Origin of the sequence: Flavobacterium sp. LC2016-23 (assembly GCF_009674775.1) — a bacterium.
Lineage (GTDB): Bacteria > Bacteroidota > Bacteroidia > Flavobacteriales > Flavobacteriaceae > Flavobacterium.
On the sequence record NZ_WKKE01000018.1, the window covers coordinates 120,302 to 139,148 of the forward strand.

General features: G+C 36.0%; 20 protein-coding genes. 14 read left to right on the top strand and 6 right to left on the bottom strand.

Annotation, left to right across the window (positions count from 1 at the left end; genetic code table 11):
- Positions 1 to 3: 3 nt before the first annotated feature.
- From GJU43_RS16285 to GJU43_RS16300, 4 genes are all read left to right on the top strand, one after another.
- Positions 4 to 1,890 carry a hypothetical protein gene (locus tag GJU43_RS16285; protein WP_154341946.1) on the top strand — a complete coding sequence of 629 codons (1,887 nt, stop codon included), beginning with the start codon at positions 4 to 6 and terminating at the stop codon, positions 1,888 to 1,890.
- A 135-nt stretch (positions 1,891 to 2,025) separates the two neighbouring features.
- Entirely contained in the window at positions 2,026 to 3,018 is a 993-nt protein-coding gene (hemB, locus tag GJU43_RS16290) for a porphobilinogen synthase (RefSeq protein ID WP_154341948.1), read from the top strand.
- A 3-nt stretch (positions 3,019 to 3,021) separates the two neighbouring features.
- Positions 3,022 to 3,423: a c-type cytochrome gene (locus GJU43_RS16295; RefSeq protein WP_154341950.1), complete on the top strand. Its 402-nt coding sequence runs from the start codon at positions 3,022 to 3,024 to the stop codon at positions 3,421 to 3,423.
- A 75-nt stretch (positions 3,424 to 3,498) separates the two neighbouring features.
- Positions 3,499 to 3,948: a GyrI-like domain-containing protein gene (locus tag GJU43_RS16300; RefSeq protein ID WP_154341952.1), complete on the top strand. Its 450-nt coding sequence runs from the start codon at positions 3,499 to 3,501 to the stop codon at positions 3,946 to 3,948.
- 53 nt (positions 3,949 to 4,001) lie between these two features.
- Here the strand turns inward: GJU43_RS16300 and GJU43_RS16305 are convergent, their stop codons facing one another.
- Positions 4,002 to 6,062, bottom strand: a complete 2,061-nt coding sequence (locus tag GJU43_RS16305; protein WP_154341954.1) for a M13 family metallopeptidase — start codon at positions 6,060 to 6,062, stop codon at positions 4,002 to 4,004.
- A gap of 201 nt (positions 6,063 to 6,263) precedes the next feature.
- On the opposite strand from GJU43_RS16305, the gene GJU43_RS16310 reads away from it, so the two are divergent.
- From GJU43_RS16310 to GJU43_RS16330, 5 genes are all read left to right on the top strand, one after another.
- Entirely contained in the window at positions 6,264 to 7,190 is a 927-nt protein-coding gene (locus GJU43_RS16310; protein WP_370455651.1) for a DMT family transporter, read from the top strand.
- Positions 7,191 to 7,359: 169 nt separating this feature from the next.
- The gene (locus GJU43_RS16315; protein WP_154341956.1) at positions 7,360 to 8,025 is read left to right on the top strand and encodes an SCO family protein; all 666 of its coding nucleotides are present in this window, start codon (positions 7,360 to 7,362) and stop codon (positions 8,023 to 8,025) included.
- Positions 8,026 to 8,129: 104 nt separating this feature from the next.
- Positions 8,130 to 8,369: a FeoA family protein gene (locus GJU43_RS16320; RefSeq protein WP_132032923.1), complete on the top strand. Its 240-nt coding sequence runs from the start codon at positions 8,130 to 8,132 to the stop codon at positions 8,367 to 8,369.
- Positions 8,369 to 10,468: a ferrous iron transport protein B gene (gene feoB / locus GJU43_RS16325; RefSeq protein ID WP_154341958.1), complete on the top strand. Its 2,100-nt coding sequence runs from the start codon at positions 8,369 to 8,371 to the stop codon at positions 10,466 to 10,468. Before GJU43_RS16320 ends, feoB begins: the two co-directional genes overlap by 1 nt.
- 5 nt (positions 10,469 to 10,473) lie before the next feature.
- Positions 10,474 to 10,596 (top strand): FeoB-associated Cys-rich membrane protein, encoded by a 123-nt coding sequence (locus tag GJU43_RS16330; RefSeq protein WP_154341960.1) that lies wholly within the window; start codon positions 10,474 to 10,476, stop codon positions 10,594 to 10,596.
- A gap of 136 nt (positions 10,597 to 10,732) precedes the next feature.
- Here GJU43_RS16330 and GJU43_RS16335 read toward each other — a convergent pair whose 3' ends face one another.
- From GJU43_RS16335 to GJU43_RS16345, 3 genes are all read right to left on the bottom strand, one after another.
- Positions 10,733 to 11,386 (bottom strand): HD domain-containing protein, encoded by a 654-nt coding sequence (locus GJU43_RS16335; protein WP_154341962.1) that lies wholly within the window; start codon positions 11,384 to 11,386, stop codon positions 10,733 to 10,735.
- A gap of 201 nt (positions 11,387 to 11,587) precedes the next feature.
- Complete coding sequence (locus GJU43_RS16340) at positions 11,588 to 12,580, bottom strand: acyl-ACP desaturase (protein WP_154341964.1); 993 nt, start codon at positions 12,578 to 12,580, stop codon at positions 11,588 to 11,590.
- A 49-nt stretch (positions 12,581 to 12,629) separates the two neighbouring features.
- Entirely contained in the window at positions 12,630 to 13,370 is a 741-nt protein-coding gene (locus GJU43_RS16345) for a 1-acyl-sn-glycerol-3-phosphate acyltransferase (protein ID WP_154341966.1), read from the bottom strand.
- 127 nt (positions 13,371 to 13,497) lie between these two features.
- On the opposite strand from GJU43_RS16345, the gene rnpA reads away from it, so the two are divergent.
- From rnpA to GJU43_RS16365, 4 genes are all read left to right on the top strand, one after another.
- On the top strand, positions 13,498 to 13,902 hold the full coding sequence (rnpA, locus tag GJU43_RS16350) for a ribonuclease P protein component (RefSeq protein WP_154341968.1): 405 nt from the start codon (positions 13,498 to 13,500) through the stop codon (positions 13,900 to 13,902).
- 80 nt (positions 13,903 to 13,982) lie between these two features.
- Positions 13,983 to 14,792, top strand: a complete 810-nt coding sequence (locus GJU43_RS16355) for a DUF4349 domain-containing protein (protein WP_154341970.1) — start codon at positions 13,983 to 13,985, stop codon at positions 14,790 to 14,792.
- Positions 14,793 to 14,795: 3 nt separating this feature from the next.
- Entirely contained in the window at positions 14,796 to 16,433 is a 1,638-nt protein-coding gene (locus tag GJU43_RS16360; protein WP_154341972.1) for a S41 family peptidase, read from the top strand.
- A gap of 3 nt (positions 16,434 to 16,436) precedes the next feature.
- A complete protein-coding gene (locus tag GJU43_RS16365; RefSeq protein ID WP_154341974.1) occupies positions 16,437 to 17,240 on the top strand; it encodes an OmpA family protein in 804 nt (267 codons plus the stop codon).
- A 1-nt stretch (position 17,241) separates the two neighbouring features.
- Here the strand turns inward: GJU43_RS16365 and GJU43_RS16370 are convergent, their stop codons facing one another.
- A complete protein-coding gene (locus GJU43_RS16370; RefSeq protein WP_370455652.1) occupies positions 17,242 to 17,484 on the bottom strand; it encodes a GNAT family N-acetyltransferase in 243 nt (80 codons plus the stop codon).
- A gap of 313 nt (positions 17,485 to 17,797) precedes the next feature.
- Here GJU43_RS16370 and GJU43_RS16375 point away from each other — a divergent pair, with 313 nt between their 5' ends.
- Positions 17,798 to 18,439, top strand: a complete 642-nt coding sequence (locus GJU43_RS16375; RefSeq protein WP_154341976.1) for an imm11 family protein — start codon at positions 17,798 to 17,800, stop codon at positions 18,437 to 18,439.
- Between the two features lie 209 nt (positions 18,440 to 18,648).
- Here the strand turns inward: GJU43_RS16375 and GJU43_RS16380 are convergent.
- The coding region (locus GJU43_RS16380; protein ID WP_154341978.1) for a GNAT family N-acetyltransferase at positions 18,649 to 18,847 on the bottom strand (199 nt) is incomplete at its 5' end.

The window sequence follows — 18,847 nt, forward strand, 5'->3', positions numbered from 1 at the left end:
TTCATGAAATGGATTTCTAAAATTATTTCTAAGATTACGGATTCTAAAAATACTTTGGTAAAAGATATTTACGATCATATACCAGAATCTGTCACTAAATTTGAAGCTTTTTCTGACGCTCTAAAAATAAAAGAAGAAGAATTTTTACTTGAACTTTTCATTTTCTTAAATTATTCCGTGCTAGAAGGCGAATATTTAGATGAAAACTTTTCGGCAGACATCAATTTATTAATAAGTTTAGTTGATACTTTTTTTAAATTCCCCGACGTTTCATTTATAGCAAATACTACAGTAGAAGGAAGATATACAGAATATTTATCAACCACAAAATTCCTATTTTCTTACAAACAATGTTTGGAAGAATATTCAAAAAATAAAGATTTTATTGATGGCATAATACAAAAATTAGACAAAATTTTAGTGTTTAATCTATCTGACAGATCTTACAATATTATTGAAGATTTAAAATTTGAAAAAAAAGATTTTGAATTAATTTTGAGCACTATTTTCTTAGAAAATTTAACTTTAAGTAGAAAAGAATTTACATTGCGAAACAATGAAGAAAATCTAGAAACACTTTTAAATTTAAACATATCATTTAAACAATGCTTAGTTAAATTTCCTTTTCCGGATAGTCAAATAAAGTTTATATTAGATGTTTTAACAGATAAAACTACTTTTCTAATTAGAAAACTTATAATTAGAAAAAATCAAGAATTAAATTCAGAAAACCAATATTATGTAGCTTCTGGTATTGAAAATTCATTTTCTTTAGAAACTCATCTTTATATTTTCGAACAGTTTTACAAATGGGATGATTATTCACAGACACATTATCTTTCTGAAGAAAATGACGTTTACGTCAGAAGATTAAAATCTTTTCAAGATTTTAAAGAAAATTACTGGGATCGACATAGATTAATAAAAATAGCCAAAGACTTTGATAAAAAAGTTAAAGATTTAGAGGCGATAAAGCTGGATAATATAGAGATTAAAAATACTATTTTCAACCTGTATTCTAGAAAAATATCTGAAAATTATGTGCAAAATTGCGCTTTATCATGCTCTGTAGAAAAAGAAAAAGAAAAAATTTCAGTAGAATTTAATTTTGAGGAATTTCTTGAAAAAGAAAAGGAAAGGATTAAACAAATACAGTCTAAATCTGTTATAGAAAATTTTTTTCCATATAAGAAATTAGCTGAATTTATTATTCAATATATTGAACATATTAATGATGAATTAAAAAAAGGTGAGCGATTAAAAAAGGAATTAATTGAAAAAATAGAAGTAGCAATTAAGCATTTAGAAGAAATAACAAAAAAATACAAAACCAATCTTAGTTGGTGTAGAAATCATTTTTTTTATGCCTATCAATTACCTTTTGAAGAATGTTTACTTGCGTTTAAAGTTAATGATGATGTTTTTTTGAATGTTTTTTCTCCATCATCATTTTCATTACCCCTAGATTATGACTCTTTACTAAAAGAAATTGAAAGCTTAGAAAGCAAAATTGAAAATGGAAAACAGGAAATAAAAAATCTACAGAATTTTTCAATTCTTTTCGACCGGCTGGATCTTAAATTAATTTCTCAAGAAAAAGAATTAGAAAATAGTAAAATAAAAAACATTGAACTCTTAGGAATTTTTTCTGCTATAATCGCATTGCTTTTTCAAGGGGTTAATACAGCTCAGAGTTCGGAAAAATTTGAATTTAAATTTTTAACGTTTATTACAATGTTTGTTGTTTTATGTTCTTTTTTACTTCTTTTAAGACATTTTCTTTATAAAGAAGAAAATACATTGGAAATAACAAAATGGATTTCAATTTATCTTTTAGCTATTATGCTAACCGTAATAGGTACTTCAATAATATTTACAATAAATATGTAATAATATATTAGTTAGATACTTTTATATCTCAATAATAATAAAAACAAAACAACAACACGATTTAAGAAAGCAGATCAGCGACTTATGATTTCAGAAGTCAACATCTAAAATCTAAAATCTAAAATCTAAAATACTATGTTCCCATTACACAGAGGCAGAAGATTAAGAGTAAATGAATCCATTCGTTCTTTAGTTCGTGAGACCACTTTAAGTCCGTCAGACTTTATGTTTCCCATGTTTGTTGCTGAAGGCGAAAATGTAAAAGTTGAAATTCCTTCCATGCCCGGAATTTTCCGCAGATCGATTGATTTAACAGTAGAAGAAGTAAAAGAAATTTACGCTTTGGGTATTCGTGCGGTAAACATTTACGTAAAAGTAAGCGAAAACCTAAAAGACAATACCGGAAAAGAAGCCTGGAATAAAGACGGATTAATGCAACAGGCGATTCGCGCTATCAAAGCCGCCTGTCCGGAAATGATTGTAATGCCGGATGTGGCTTTAGACCCCTATTCTATTTACGGCCATGACGGCATAATAGCAAATGGCGATGTTGAAAACGACAGCACTGTTGCCGCATTAGTAAAAATGGCGGTTTCACATGCTCAGGCAGGAGCTGATTTTGTGGCGCCAAGTGATATGATGGACGGACGTGTTTTGCGTTTAAGAGAAGGCCTGGATGCGGCAGGTTTTCATAATGTGGGCATCATGAGCTATTCGGCTAAATATGCTTCTGCTTTTTATGGTCCTTTCCGCGATGCTTTAGATTCAGCTCCGGTAGATACAACCGACATTCCAAAAGATAAAAAAACATATCAAATGGATTATGCCAACCGTATTGAAGCCATAAAAGAAGCTTTGTCTGATGTCGAAGAAGGTGCCGATATGGTCATGGTAAAACCGGGAATTGCTTATCTGGATATTGTCCGTGAAGTAAAGAATGCCGTACATGTTCCCGTTACGGTTTATCATGTTTCCGGAGAGTATGCAATGATAAAAGCAGCTGCAGAAAGAGGCTGGCTGGATAATGACAAAATCATGATGGAACAACTGATGTGTATCAAACGCGCCGGTGCCAGTCTGATTTCGACTTATTTTGCCAAAGAAGCAGCCATCCTTTTAAACAAATAAACCATGAAAAAAATACTATTCTTATCTGCCGTTTTAGCGTTGGCTTCCTGTAAAAAAGAAACCACTGAAAATCCTGTTACAACCTCAACAGAAGCATACTCAGAAGGAGAATCGGCGAAAGCCACCACTCCGGAAGCTTTAGGAAAAGAAATTTTTGAAGGAAGAGGAAATTGTACCTCCTGCCATCAGGTCGACCAAAAAGTCATTGGCCCAAGTATTCAGGAAATTGCCAAAATTTATAAAGATAAAAAAGGGGACATTGTTACGTTTCTAAAAGGAAATGCAGATCCGATTGTCGATCCGAGTCAGTTTTCGGTAATGAAAATTAATTTTCCCGTAACGCAGGCCATGTCTGATGAAGAATTGAAAGCCATAGAAACGTATATCTACAGTAATTTGAAGTAGTCCTTATTGTTCCTGCTGACATACTGTTGTCATTGCATGATTTTAAATTTACAGCTTAATCCAAAATGAAGTAAAATGATCATTCAAAAATTCAACGTAATCGGTATTTCAGTGAGAACTACAAACGAAAATGGTAAATCCGGAGAAGATATTCCTGCACTCTGGAACCAATTTATGTCTGAAGGAATTCAGCATAAGATTCCGGGTAAAGTTTCTGAGGCTATTTTTTGTATCTATACGGATTACGAAAAAGATCATACCAAACCTTACACCACTATTCTCGGCTGTGAGGTTGAAAGTTTAGATTTCATCCCTGAAAACATGGTGGGAAAATCAATTGAGACAGCCGACTATGTACAACTCACTGCCAAAGGAAATTTAAACGAAGGTATTGTTTTCAATAAATGGCTGGAAATCTGGAATTCCGATTTAAACAGAAGTTTTACTGCTGATTTTGAAGTGTACGGTGAGAAAACACGTAATCCTGAAAATGCAGAAGTAGATTTATTTATTGCCATTCCATAAAAGATAAAACAAAAACGGCGCTGAAATCAGCGCCGTTTTTTTATGATTTGATATTACCAGATTTTAACTCTTTTCTCTGGTTCTATATACATCTTATCTCCTTTTTTGATTCCAAAAGCATCATAAAAAGCATCTACATTCTGAATTGGCACATAGGCTCTGTACATTCCCGGAGAGTGCGGATCTGTTTTTACCTGGCTTTTGATCGCCTCATCTCTTGATTTTGTTCTCCAAACGGTAGCCCATGAAATAAAGAAACGTTGTTCCGGTGTAAAACCATCAATTAAACCAGGATTTCCATTGGCTTTCAGATACAATTGCAATCCATCATAAGCAGCGTTTATTCCACCTAAATCACCAATATTTTCCCCTAAGGTAAATTTACCATCTACATGTATTCCCGGTAAAGGCTCTAAAGCACTGTATTGAGCTGCTAATGCCGTTCCAAGTTCTGTAAACTGTTTTAAATCATCAGCCGTCCACCAGTCAACAAGGTTTCCGTCTGCATTGTAACGTGCTCCTGAATCATCAAAACCGTGTGAAATTTCATGACCGATTACCGCTCCGATTCCACCATAATTTACCGCTTCGTCTGCCTGGTAGTTGTAAAATGGAGGTTGTAAAATGGCTGCAGGGAAAACAATTTCGTTATAAGACGGATTGTAGTATGCGTTTACCGTTTGCGGAGACATTCCCCATTCTGTTTTGTCCACCGGCTTACCCAGTTTAGCCAAATCTTCTTTATAATCCCATTTTGATAAACTTGCCATATTGGTAAAGTATGTTCCGCCTTCTGCAACATTTTTAATTTCTAAAGCGGAATAATCTTTCCATTTGTCCGGATAACCAATTTTTATGGTGATTTTCTTTAATTTCTCAATCGCTTTTACTTTAGTCGCTGCAGACATCCAAGGCAATGCATTGATTCTGTTTTCATATGCCAGAATAACGTTCTGAATCATTTTCTGAGCTTTATCTTTTGCTTCGGCAGGGAATAATTTTTCAACATATAATTTCCCTAAAGCTTCACCTGTTGCGTTATTGATTACCTGCAAAGCCATTTCCTCACGCGGGCGTTGTTTTAAAGCTCCGGTTAAGGTTTTCCCGTAGAAATCAAAATTGGCATTTTCGATATCTGTACTTAATAAAGAAGCGGACCTGTTTAAAGCCGACCATTTCAGGTATTCTTTCCAGTCTGCTACTTTCTTTTCCGTAAAGATCTTTTCTAATTCAGCCATATAACGAGGCTGTGTTACAATTACCGTATCTACTTTCGCCATTCCGATTCCTGCAAAAAACTTATCCCACTGAATAGAAGGAATTGTCTTTTTTAAATCAGCAACTGCGGTTGGGTTGTATTGTTTTCTGCGGTCTCTGCGCTCCACACGATCTAATCTCGGAGCAGACATAGCCGTTTCCAATGCCAGAATCTGAGCCGCGCTTTGTTTTGCTTTTGCCGGATTTTCTCCGATAAACTGCATCATTCTGGCTACATGAAGCTCATATTTAGCACGTTTTTCTTTAGAATCCTTGTCATCAGCATTGTAGTAATCTTTATCCGAAAGTCCCAAACGTCCGGGTCCGATGCTCACTGAATTTACATTACTGTTTTTCGCATCAGCACCGATTCCGACTCCGAAGAAACCAATACCGCCCTGAGGCTCCATTTCGATAAGGAAATTTTGTAAATCTGCTACGTTTTTTATCGCATCAATTTTCTTTAAAAGAGGTTCCAGAGGTTTTACGCCCAGCTTATTTCTTCCAACGGTATCCAAAATGGTATTGAACAAAGCAATTGCTTTACCCTGATCGGTGTTGGATTTGTATTTAGGATCTTTCGAAGCTTCTTTCAAAATAGCCAGTGAATTATCGTCGGTTTTTTGTCTGAGTTCGTTGAAACTTCCCCATGAATTTCGGTCACTTGGAATCTCTGTTTTATCCAGCCATGTTCCGTTTACATAACGGAAAAAATCTTCTGTCGGGCTGATTTTGGTATTCATATAGGAAATATTGATTCCCGGTTCTTTTGGTTTTGCATTTTGAGCTGTTACTGCTGTTAGGGAAAACATTACAGAAACAACACAAAACACTGGTTTGTTAAGCTGTTTTATCATTATAATTTATGAATTAAGGGTTTAATACAAACATATTGCTATTATTTCAAACTTTATGTTAAAATTGTATAATAATCCTTTGCGCGTTTTTAATGCAAATATTTCATCAGAAGCAGCTAAAAGTTTCATGAATATTAATGCTCTTTTTATCTTCTATTTGAAATAGTTTTTGGAATATTTGTCAAACCAATCCAAACAAAAGTGAGAGCAAAAATACAAGCCGCATTTTCAGATAAAGTGGAAGCCATAGGTTTACCTATTCTGGCCTTATGCTGGGTAAGTTTCTTTTGGGGAACCACCTGGCTTGCCTCAAAAGAGGGCGTAAAACACATGCCGGCTTTACAATTGGCAACGATACGTCAGTTTTTGGGAGGCATTTTGTATGTGGGCTATTTTTTATTGAAAAAAGAACCGTGGCCAAAAGGCAAACAATGGAAGACCATCTTAATTTTGGCTGTTCTGAACTTTGTGTGCAGTAACGGACTAAGTACCTGGGGCGTAAAATACATCAGCAGTGGACTAGGCGCTATCATTGGTGCGATCTTCCCGATTTGGATTGTTGTCATTTGTTTTTTTAAAGGCATACGAATTGCAAAACTGGCCGTAACAGGGCTTTTAATCTGCTTTGGCGGAATCTGTATTATTTTCATGGACCATCTGGGCGATTTTTTAAGACCGGATTTTCAATTTGGAATCTTCTTATCTGTAGCCTCTACAATTACCTGGGCTTTTGGCATTTTACATACCAAGAAAAAAGCAGCAAGTTTTAATCCTTATTTTAGTTTGGGATTACAAATGCTGATTTCGAGTTTTATACTTTTCTCTGTAACAGAAGTTTCCGGAGTCAATATTCCTTACAGTCAGATACCGCTAACTTCCTGGTGGGCGATTGGGTATCTGGTCGTAATTGGTTCTATCCTGACTTTTATTGCTTTTATCTATTCCTTACAGCATCTTCCAACAGAAGTCAGCAGTATTTATGCGTACATCAATCCGGTTGTTGCCATCGTTCTTAGCTTTTTTATTTTTGGAGAACCGCTCACACAGGCAATTGCAATCGGCGTGATTGTCACCTTAAGCGGATTGTATCTGGTCAACAAATCGATTCGGAAAGCTAAAATTAAATAGTATGACTTAAAGTTCTCACCTGCAATTTTAGAATTAAAATCTGACGCCGGTTGAGAAACTGAATTGAAGAATTCGAAACTTTAAAAATTACAGCCGTTTTAGAAGTTAAAAAAAGGACGAACCGGGGATTTAAAAAGTGCTTTTTGTATTTTTGCGCCAAATTATGTTTATGAAATCGCTGCTCTACAAATACCGCAAATTCTTTATTGTTTTAATTTTATTTTCGGTTGTCACCATATCCTTATTTTATTCGGCTTTAAAACCACAAAAAACATTACCCATTTACAATCCTGCCGACGTAAATCCTGAATTGGTGGACAGTACCATTCAGTACAAAAGCAAGTACCATACGATTGCCGATTTTTCTTTTGTCAATCAGAACGGAGATACCATTACACAGAAAAACTACGAAGGCAAAATTTATGTGGCCGATTTTTTCTTTACTACCTGTGGTTCGATCTGTCCTAAAATGACGACTAATTTAGCCGATGTTCAAAAAGCAGTTTTAAATAATCCGAAAGTAATGTTACTGTCCCATACGGTTTTCCCGGAAGTTGACAGTATTCCGGTATTGAAGGCCTATGCCATAAAACATGGCGTTGTAGACAGTAAATGGAATTTGGTTACAGGGGATAAAAAAGAAATCTACACCATGGCCCGGAAATCATACCTGGCGGTAAAACTTGGCAGACCGGATCAGCTTTACGATATGGTTCATACTGAAAATTTTGTTCTGGTAGACCAAAAACGCCGCGTCCGAGGTTTCTATGACGGAACCAATAAAGAAGATATCAAACGTCTTTTGGCAGACATTGATTTTCTGTGTAACGAATAAAACACTTTATTTTTAGAAAGATTTAGCATTTGTATAGGCATTAAATACTTAGACATATAGAATAAATGCCTATTTTTGCAATCTAAATTCAATCTAAATAAGCTTTGCGAAATACAATCCATTCCCTAAAAAAAGGCGAGAAAGCCATTATTAAAGATTTTGATATCGAACTTATTCCTCTTAAATTATTAGAAATGGGTTGCCTGCCGGGCAGTATGGTTGAATTGCTTCAAATTGCTCCTTTTGGAGATCCTTTGTATCTGGACATTAATGGTTCTCATGTTGCCATTCGTATAGAAACTGCTCGTGAAATTGAAGTTGAACTGATCAAAACCAATTTGTAATGGGTGTCGAAAATATTAATGTTGCCCTTATCGGGAATCCAAACACAGGAAAAACTTCCGTATTCAATCAGCTTACCGGACTTAATCAACAGGTAGGGAATTATCCCGGAATAACTGTTGAGAAAAAAATCGGTTTCTGTAAACTGCCGCATGGCATAAAAGCGAACATTTTAGATTTACCGGGAACCTATAGTCTGAACGCCAGTTCTATGGATGAAAGCGTGGTGATTGAACTCCTGCTGAACAAAAATGACAAATTATATCCGGACGTTGCAGTTGTTGTGACGGATGTTGAAAATCTGAAAAGAAATTTACTGATTTATACGCAGATAAAAGACCTTGAAATTCCAACGATCTTAGTCATTAATATGGCGGATCGAATGGAAACAAAAGGAATTACGCTGGATATTCCGCTTTTAGAAGAAAAACTAAAAACTAAAATTGCGCTGATCAGTTCAAGAAAAGGTACCGGCATCGAAGAGCTAAAAAACCTGATTGTTTCCTATAAAACGCTTCAGCATGAATCCTGTCTGAATGCTTTGGAAATTGATCCCGAATATTTTAGTGGTTTACAAAAATTATTTCCAAACCAATTGCTGTACAAATTGTGGCTGGTGATAACGCAGGATGTGAATTTTTCGAATTTAGACCGAAATGAAATTCGAAATGTTTTTACCAAATCGCATTCGGAATTAAAACGTTTGCAGCAAAAAGAAACCATAAAACGCTACCAGTTCATCAATAACGTTTTAAAAGACGGCTTGAAAATAGATGCTGCAATGGCCAAAGATTTCAGAGCAAAACTGGACCGCGTTTTAATGCACAAAGTCTGGGGATATGTTATTTTCACAGGGATTCTCTTTCTTATTTTCCAGTCCATTTTTAGCTGGTCTACCATCCCGATGGATTTTATTGACAGCACTTTTGCCTCTTTAAGCAGCTGGGTTGCACAGGAATTACCCAGCGGTATTTTAACCGATTTGCTTTCTCAGGGAATTATTCCGGGAATTGGCGGAGTTATTATTTTCATTCCGCAAATTGCTTTTTTATTTCTGTTTATCTCGATTCTGGAAGAAAGCGGTTATATGAGCCGTGTGGTTTTCCTTATGGACAAGATCATGCGCAAATTCGGGCTTTCGGGAAAAAGCGTTGTGCCTTTGATTTCAGGAACAGCCTGTGCCATTCCCGCGATTATGGCAACGCGAAATATCGAAAACTGGAAAGAACGACTGATTACTATTTTGGTAACTCCGTTTACGACCTGTTCTGCACGATTGCCTGTTTATGCGATTATTATTTCGCTGGTGATTCCGAGCAGACGTGTCCTCGGAATTTTAAATCTTCAGGGGCTTACGCTAATGTTCCTGTATGTTTTAGGATTCGGAACAGCCATTTTATCGGCTTATATTTTAAATAAAGTTTTAAAATTAGATACCAAAACGTATTTCGTAGTGGAAATGCCGAGTTATAAATTACCTCTTTTCAAGAATGTTGGAATCAATGTGGTGGAGAAAACCAAAGCCTTTATTGTTGGAGCAGGTAAAATCATTCTGGCAATATCTGTTATTTTATGGTTTTTGGCTTCTTACGGACCCGGAAAGGATTTTAACGAGGCAGAAGCCATCGTAAAAGAAAGAACAGCAGAAAAACACTTAAATCAGCTTCAGTTTGAAAATGAAGTCGCTTCCCAGAAGTTAGAGAACTCTTATATCGGAATTATGGGGCGCGCGATCGAACCTGCAATTGCTCCTTTGGGTTACGACTGGAAAATCGGAATTGCATTAATCAGTTCCTTTGCTGCCCGTGAGGTTTTTGTGGGAACATTAGCAACCATTTACAGTGTGGGAGATAGTGATAACGAAGCCACCATAAAAAGCAAAATGCAACAGGAAGTGGATCCGGCAACGGGTTCCAGGATTTTTAATTTTGCAACGGGAATTTCATTGCTTCTGTTTTACGCTTTTGCCATGCAATGTGCCAGTACGCTTGCCATTACCAAAAAAGAAACGAACTCCTGGAAATGGCCTGCCATGCAGCTGGTATTCATGAGCGGCCTTGCTTATTTTGTCGCTTTAATAGCGTATCAAATTCTAAAATAAAAATCATGATACAGGAAATCATTGCCTTCGCCATACTAGCTTTCGCTGTTGCTTTTTTGATCAAGAAATTCTTCTGGAAATCTAAAAAGAAGAAGGATTGCGGTGACGGGAATTGTGGGTGTAGCTAGTTTTAAGGTTCAGAGTTGCAGAGGTTCAGAGTTGCAAAGGTTTTTTTGGAGGTGCTAAGGGTGCTGAGTTTTTAATGTTGTAGTTAAAAGACGCGCAACGGCACTGAAAACTGAGACTCTAAACTGAGACTGAAAACTACTTAACCCCCTCCCATTCCGCGTAAAACTGCGCGAGGAACAACTCCATAAAACGATGTCTTTCGGCTGCGATTTGTTTTCCGGTTTCGGTGTTCATTTTATCTTTTAAGAGTAAGAGCTTTTCGTAAAAATGATTTATGGTCGGCGCATTATTCTTTTTGTATTCTTCCTTGGTCATATTGCTTACCGGTTCAATTTCAGGATTGTAAAGCGCCCTGTTTTTAAAACCTCCGTAATTAAAAGCTCTCGCTACTCCGATGGCTCCGATGGCATCCAAACGGTCCGCATCCTGAACAATGTCCAGTTCAGTTGAAGAAAATGTCTTTTCAAAATTACCGCCTTTGTAGGAGATGTTTTCTATGATATTTACGACATGCTGTATGATCTCTTCGGTAACATTTTCACCTTCCAGAAATAAGCGTGCTGTTTTCGGGCCGATTGTTTCATCTCCGTTATGAAATTTGCTGTCAGCAATATCGTGAAGCAAAGCACCTAATTCAACCACTGTCAAATCACAATCTGTATTTTTTGCAATCAACAATGCATTTTTATGCACCCGTTCAATGTGAAACCAATCGTGTCCACCTTCGGCATCGTGCAGTTTTTGTTTTACAAATGAGATTGTTTTGTTTATTAGATCTGTCGTATTCATAAATTTTTTATGCTTGAAAATAGGGTGTGAATTTACAGGTTTTCGGCTAAACATTGTTGCATTAACAAATTCAGCCAAACCCATTTTATTAAAAAATGTTGATTATCAAAGTTTTATAAACTTCAATAATCAACATAAATTTTATGGTTTATTTAATGCAATTAAGTTGCTTTAAACGGATTTTCAATTAAAATGTTGAAATTACAATCTCGCAGGTTCTACCCATTTGAAAATATGAGATTCCTGTGGGATCACTAATCGCTCTGAAATTCTGGCCATACGTGCCGGCAATTTCATTAAGTAATCACGTGCTTTTTCTGCTTCATCTGTTAAATTGGTGATTTTATCAACCTCCCATTTATCGATTAACTTTTGCATGATATCCACATAATCATTTGCGGTATAAACCCCAATACGTTGTGCCGAATCTGAAAACTGCTCAAAAGCAGAACTGATTTTCTGACCTGATTCTCTCAGGAAATGTGCCGGCATAACAATTTTCTGTTTCATCATGTATTGAAAGGCTAACATCATTTCGCTTGGATCAACCTGAAAAATTCTGGTTACAAATTCACTGTAGGCATGATGATGGCGCATTTCGTCACCCGCAATCATTTTACACATTTTAGACAATTTATTATCACCAAATTTCTTAGCCATCTGGGCTACTCTGTTGTGTGATACATAAGTTGCTAATTCCTGGAAACTGGTGTATACAAAGTTTTTGTACGGATCAGATCCGGTTCCGATATCAAAACCGTCGTTGATTAAATGCTGTGTCGTCATTTCAATTTCACGCATGTTCACACGACCGGACAAATACAAGTATTTATTTAGTAAATCACCGTGACGGTTTTCTTCACCGGTCCATTGACGGATCCATTTCGACCAGCCATTCCCACCATTTTCGATCTGGTTGATTCCTTCTACATCCATTAGCCATGATTCATAGGTTGGCAAAGCCTCTTCGGTGATGGTGTCACCCACAAGTGTTACCCAGAAATCATACGGCAATTCTTTCGCAATTTCACGCAATTCTCTAACCTCCTCAAAGAAATTATCTCCTTCAGAATTAGGCAGAAAATCAGACGGCTGCCAAATTTTTTCCACTGGAATTAAATACTGTTCAACGAAGCTATCTACGTTTTTTTCCAAAAACTGCATTACTTCTAATCTAATGTTTTTTATAGACATTACTTATTTTAGATTTGGGATTTAAGGTTTGCTTTCACAAAACGAAAATCTATTTATATTCATTTACTCCTTCTACAACTGCCTTTTCTGTAATAGCCATTAATTCGGCGAAATCATAATCTTTTACGGCCAAAGCTTTATGAACGGTAAAGGTAAGGCGATTTCCTAAACCAACAGGGAACATTCCATATCGTACCATTTTCCATGAGTTGTTTATACTCACCGGGACAACATACGCCGATGGTGCATATTTGCATAAGATTTTTAAACCGCTTTGGGCAAATTCTTTTGGTTTTCCGGTTTTGCTTCGGGTACCTTCCGGGAAAATAACGGCAGATCTGGTGTTTTTTTCGATATATTCAGACAAGCCTTTGATTACGGGAATGGCTTGTTTTGGGTCTTTACGGTCAATTAGCACTGAACCTCCATGTCTTAAATTGAATGAGACACTTGGGATTCCGCTACCTAACTCTTTCTTACTTACAAATTTACAATGAAAACGTCTAAAGTACCAAATCATTGCCACGATATCGTACATGCTTTGGTGATTTGAGACAAAAATTAACGGAACTCCGGTAGGAATTGTCTCTCTGTTTTCAATTTTATAAGTTGTTCCCACAAGATTGGTACATCTTAGAAGGAAAAAATTCAAATAATCAACGCTCTTTTTATGCGCCTGATAACCAAAAAGATTCAGGCAAATCCATTGTATTGGATGAAAAACCAATAAACATAAACTAAAACATAAATAGTAAATTACGGATATGGGATACGAAATTATCTTTTGCATGCTTAAAAAAATTAAAGGCCAAAAGTAATAAATATATTTTTAGCGGTATTAAAATTAAAAACAATAACCGTTTTTATGGTTTAATTGTACCTTTGCCCTATAAAATTGCAACTTTTTTCTGAATTAAATGAACTTTACCTACCCAAAAAACGAACGTCTAAAAAGCAAAACAACCATTGGGTTACTTTTTTCTGAGGGAAAATCAGTTTCCAAGTATCCCCTGCGTTTGGTTTATTGTGCCGGAGAAGCGGGATCGGAAGAAAAATTCAAGGTAGGCGTTTCGGTTTCCAAAAAATACTTCAAAAAAGCGGTTGATCGCAATTACTTCAAACGTGTACTGCGGGAAACCTATCGTCTGAATAAAAATCTGCTTTGGGACAACGTCGAAGAACCTTATTCTTTTATGCTTTTCTATCAAAGTAAAGATCGTTTGTCTTACGATGAGATCAACACCAAAACCATTCAGTTGTTTGAAAAATTTCTCCTGCAGCTAAACAAAACGAACGATTCTGAGCATAAAACTGAATTATAAGCTATAAAATACAACTTTATTTATCAGATTAGACAAAAAATTATAAAAAAATTGTAGTTTTAGCTCTAAATTCAAATTTTATGCGACCTGCTTTATATTCCTTGGTTTTTGCATTGCTGTTTTCTGGCTGTAGTAAACAGGCAGATGCGGACAGCCCTCTATATAAAGATGAAGTTTCTGCGATAACTGTGTCAGCACCTCCTCCACCCGGAACAGCGGATGAAGAAAAAGCCATTCCTCAAAAGATTATTAAATATGCGAGCCTGAAATTTGAAACGAATGACATAGAAGAGACCTTCCGGAAAATTCAAAGCGCTGTTAAGCAAAGCGATGCCACGATACAGTCTGACTCAGAAGGAAAAAATGACTATTCGCTCTATAGAAATATAACCGTTCGTGTTCCAAGCCAGAATTTTGATGTTTTTTTACAATCGATTTCAAAAGGTGTTTCTTATTTTGACCAGAAAGACATTTCAACCGAAGATGTAACCGAACAGTACATTGATCTGGATTCTAGATTGAAAACAAAGCAAAAGCTGGAAGAACGTTACATCGAAATTTTAAAGAAAGCGACCAAAATAAGTGAAATACTGGAAATTGAAAAGCAGATTTCTGCGATTCGCGAAGAAATCGAATCCAAACAAGGTCAGTTGAAATATCTCCAAAGCCGTGTTTCTGAAAGCCGGATTTCGATAGAATTTTACAAACCTATTGCCGAAAAGCAAAGCATCAAAATTTCCTATGGTTCAAAAGTACTAACCGCCATACAATCCGGATTTTTTGAATTGTCCGGTTTATTCATCTGGATTATTAGTGTCTGGCCATTCCTTATCCTGTTTGGCGTAATAGCCTTTTACCTTAGAAAAAGATTTAAAAGAAAAAAAATATAACTCATGTATCCTTATTTCAAAAAGAAATTCATTATTCCTGCTGTTGCGGCCGGATTTTTATTTATCGGAACCAGTTTCAAAGACGACTTTTTTGAAATAGCCAAGCAGATCGAGATTTTTACCACTTTATTCAAAGCTGTAAATACCAATTATGTAGACGAAACAAATCCCGGGGATTTGATGGATAAAGCCATAAAAAGTATGTTGGGCAGTTTAGATCCTTACACCGTTTACTTTAACGAACAGGATGTTGTCAACTTCAAAATCAACAATACCGGAGAATACACGGGAATTGGTGCCATGATAGCCCGCAAAAAAGACCGCCTGATTGTTCGTGAACCTTATAAAAACTATCCTGCTGACAAAGCCGGACTGAAAGCCGGTGACGAAATTATCCAGATTGGCGATGTATTAATTGCTGATTTTAAAGAGGATGCCTCCCAATTACTGAAGGGAACCAAAAATACCAAAATCACCATCAAATACCTGCGTCAGGGAAAACCGTACACCACTGAACTTGTATTAGACGAAGTGGATATTAAATCTGTTCCTTTCTACGGGAAAATAGATGATAAAACCGGTTATATTGTTTTGGCTCATTTTAGCAGAAAAGCTTCCGCAGAGGTAAAAAGTGCTTTGGAGAAACTAAAAGCAGACGGAGCCAAACAGATTGTACTTGATTTAAGAGGAAATCCGGGAGGTTTACTAAACGAAGCCATTGATATTTGTAATCTGTTTGTTCCTAAAAACGAAGTGATCGTAACAACAAAATCGAGAATCGAAAAACACAACAACACTTACAAAACCCAAAACGAGCCTATTGATACGGAGATTCCTTTAGCGATATTGGTCAACGGACGAAGTGCCTCTGCATCGGAAATTGTTTCAGGAGCTTTGCAGGATTTAGATCGTGCGGTCATTCTGGGAAGCCGTAGTTTTGGAAAAGGGCTGGTACAACGTTCTGTTGATCTTACGTACGGAACGCAGTTAAAAGTAACCATTTCCCGCTATTATACGCCATCTGGCCGTTGCATTCAGGCTTTGGATTATGCGCACAAAGACAAAAATGGTGTCGCCCAAAAAACAGATGCTAAAAATTTCAACGCTTTTAAAACCCGAAAAGGAAGAACCGTTTATGATGGAGGCGGTGTTTTACCGGATATTGAACTGGAAGAAACCAAAATGAGTCCGATTACGAATGCGTTGTTAAAAAACGACGGGATTTTTGATTATGCCACCTCTTACTATTATAAAAACCCAAATTTGGGAGATAAAATCCCTGTACTTACAGAAGCGGATTATACTGCATTTAAACAATATCTGAAAATCAACAAAATCAGTTTTGATACCGAAACTGAAGTAGCCCTGAAAAACACGCTGGCTGCTGCCAAAAGTGAAAAAATAGACGAAACGATCGCACCGGAATATCAGCAATTACTAAATGCCCTTGAAAAAAGCGAAACCACCTTACTGGATAAAAACCAGAAGGAAATTAAAAACCTGATTCAGGAGGAACTTATCAAAAGGTACCAGTATCAGGAAGGTTTGTATCAGTTTTATATTAAAAACAATTCAGAAATTAAAAAAGCGGTGACCGTTTTGAATAATCAGACTGAGTATAAAACGATTTTAAAAATGTAAAAAATGAAAATTTGTAAAGTTCTGTTTCTTTTCTTTATTTTCAACTTGTCAGCACAACAGAAACCCGTCGAAACGATATATTTTGATTTCGACAAGTTCAATCTTACGGACCAGCAAGCAGATGTCGTTACCAATTTTATAAAAACAATTGATACCTCAAAAGTAGAATCCATACAAATTTACGGCTATTGCGATGATCGCGGCACTGACGAATACAATTACAGGTTATCAAAAAACCGGGTTAATACTATCCAGCAACTATTGGTATTGAATGGTTTTAACCAGAGTAAAATAGTGATTCTGGAAGGAAAAGGCCGTGTGATCATAAAACCCGATACGGTAGAAAATCTGCACGAAACCCGCTCTCAAAACCGGCGGGTAGACTTAATCGTCGTCAAGCGCAACAGTTTTGGAAAAGGAATTCACAACTCTTTTAAAAACAAACTAAAGGTTGGCGATAAAATTTATCTGGACAATATTTTGTTTGACCTCGGAAGCTCCAGGCTCACCCATAATTCCAAAAAAGAACTAGACAAAATTGCCGTCATCCTTCAGGAGAAAAAAACTATTGAATTTGAAATCCGGGGCCATGTCTGCTGCACTCCAGAAATTTACAATGACGCCATTGACAAAGCCACCAAAGAAAGAAGGCTCTCCTGGAATCGTGCCAAAACCGTTTTTATGTATTTAATGGACAGGAAAATATCCAAAAGCAGAATGACTTTTCAGGGTTGCGGGAATAAATACCCACTCGGACGAGGCGATAAGTTAGACAGACGCGTCGAGTTTTTTATCACCCAAATTTAGATTAACCGCGCTGCATCTCAATATGCGGAATATCATCTTCCAGATACATTTCGCTTGTCTGCACAAAACCGTGACTTTCGTAGAATTTCTTTAAGTACAACTGGGCACCAATCGTAATTTTGTCTTTACCAAAATTTGATTTTATACCTGCAATGGCTTCCCGCATCAGATCATGACCCCACTTTTTATCGCGATAATTGAAGTCAATTACTACCGTGCCAATTGAATTATTATCAAAAGTAATTCCTTAGTCGAATAAACGTATAAACTACCGTTTTCCATTATACTCACCGATTACATGTAACGCCTTTTTATCTTTCCTTTCGAGGTCTAAGTAAACACAGTATATCAGGTTTTTATATTTTTTAAATCTCTATTTGTAAGATTTAAATTATATTTTTTACATTTGCTTTATTAATAGATTTTTTCTCACTTTCTAACTTGTAAAGTTCATTTAATCAATTGGTATCTGAAACTGTTAACGAAAACTTTTTGTTTTAGATGATAATGATTTCTTAAAATTTCAAAAGTTAGTTCTTACAAAATTGTAGATTACCATGATTAATGATGAAAATGATTTTTTTGTTATCGAATACCAACCTAATGATTCAGGCATGCCACACTTTATGGATAAGGAATGGAAACCTGAATTACCTGATTATGATTTTTTTAAGGCTCCGCCATCCTCTGGTGACTTTTCAGATCATTATTTAGCCAAAGTAAAGGCGTACAATTTAGATGGGGATTACTTCCCGGATGATGACTTAATTTCATCTGAAATGTTAATGCTGGTCTCTAAGTTGGATGTAAAATTTATAAGCGTCCCCATTAAAGTAAGTTTATATAGAGACAAAACCCCGTCAAATAAATATTTTTTATTCTACCTTTCTAGTTATTTATCTATAATGGATGAGGATAGCTCAGTATTCACGATATCAAAGGATATAGAAACAGGGAAATTAAACACTCCAGATGAAAGAGGTTTAGATAATACTCACTATGAGAAGATAGATAAATTTAAAATTAGGAGTGACATAAAAGAACATTTGTTTTTCTGTAAGGAAATATCAAAGCCTGTGTGTTCACTGTTATTTAAGAGTGAGTTCGAGTCACTTAAATTGCGTGGCGTTAAATTTGAAAAGATTGATGATAATTATAAATATGATCCTTGGGGTGACTGGGATGATTGGGATGATTGATAAATATAGAAGAGCATAAAAAAGCAGGAAAGTCCTTCCGTTTTTCCGAATATTTTATGCATTTACATTGACTTTCTTGTTCCTGTAAGCTTCTAACTTGTACCTTTCATATTGTTATAATCTTTAATACAAACTAATCTTGGGTCTATTTCTGTAAATTAAAATATTTTCCGGAAAGAAACTATTCCGGAAAGCTAATCTCTATATTATTAAGAACGAACCATCTCGATATGCGGAATATCATCTTCCAGATACATTTCGCTGGTCTGAACAAAACCGTGGCTTTCGTAGAATTTCTTTAAGTACAACTGGGCACCAATCGTAATTTTGTCTTTACCAAAATTTGATTTTATACCTGCAATGGCTTCCCGCATCAGATCATGACCCCACTTTTTATCGCGATAATTG

What these genes read in the sequence shown, in the direction of transcription:
- GJU43_RS16345 (WP_154341966.1), bottom strand. Translation starts at nt 13,370, where the DNA reads ATGCAAAAGATAATTTCGTATCCCATATCCGTAATTTACTATTTATGT.
- GJU43_RS16315 (WP_154341956.1), top strand. Translation starts at nt 7,360, where the DNA reads ATGAAATCGCTGCTCTACAAATACCGCAAATTCTTTATTGTTTTAATT.
- GJU43_RS16305 (WP_154341954.1), bottom strand. Translation starts at nt 6,062, where the DNA reads ATGATAAAACAGCTTAACAAACCAGTGTTTTGTGTTGTTTCTGTAATG.
- GJU43_RS16330 (WP_154341960.1), top strand. Translation starts at nt 10,474, where the DNA reads ATGATACAGGAAATCATTGCCTTCGCCATACTAGCTTTCGCTGTTGCT.
- GJU43_RS16340 (WP_154341964.1), bottom strand. Translation starts at nt 12,580, where the DNA reads ATGTCTATAAAAAACATTAGATTAGAAGTAATGCAGTTTTTGGAAAAA.
- GJU43_RS16365 (WP_154341974.1), top strand. Translation starts at nt 16,437, where the DNA reads ATGAAAATTTGTAAAGTTCTGTTTCTTTTCTTTATTTTCAACTTGTCA.
- rnpA (WP_154341968.1), top strand. Translation starts at nt 13,498, where the DNA reads ATGAACTTTACCTACCCAAAAAACGAACGTCTAAAAAGCAAAACAACC.
- feoB (WP_154341958.1), top strand. Translation starts at nt 8,369, where the DNA reads ATGGGTGTCGAAAATATTAATGTTGCCCTTATCGGGAATCCAAACACA.
- GJU43_RS16295 (WP_154341950.1), top strand. Translation starts at nt 3,022, where the DNA reads ATGAAAAAAATACTATTCTTATCTGCCGTTTTAGCGTTGGCTTCCTGT.
- GJU43_RS16355 (WP_154341970.1), top strand. Translation starts at nt 13,983, where the DNA reads ATGCGACCTGCTTTATATTCCTTGGTTTTTGCATTGCTGTTTTCTGGC.
- GJU43_RS16285 (WP_154341946.1), top strand. Translation starts at nt 4, where the DNA reads ATGAAATGGATTTCTAAAATTATTTCTAAGATTACGGATTCTAAAAAT.
- GJU43_RS16360 (WP_154341972.1), top strand. Translation starts at nt 14,796, where the DNA reads ATGTATCCTTATTTCAAAAAGAAATTCATTATTCCTGCTGTTGCGGCC.
- GJU43_RS16300 (WP_154341952.1), top strand. Translation starts at nt 3,499, where the DNA reads ATGATCATTCAAAAATTCAACGTAATCGGTATTTCAGTGAGAACTACA.
- GJU43_RS16375 (WP_154341976.1), top strand. Translation starts at nt 17,798, where the DNA reads ATGATTAATGATGAAAATGATTTTTTTGTTATCGAATACCAACCTAAT.
- hemB (WP_154341948.1), top strand. Translation starts at nt 2,026, where the DNA reads ATGTTCCCATTACACAGAGGCAGAAGATTAAGAGTAAATGAATCCATT.
- GJU43_RS16335 (WP_154341962.1), bottom strand. Translation starts at nt 11,386, where the DNA reads ATGAATACGACAGATCTAATAAACAAAACAATCTCATTTGTAAAACAA.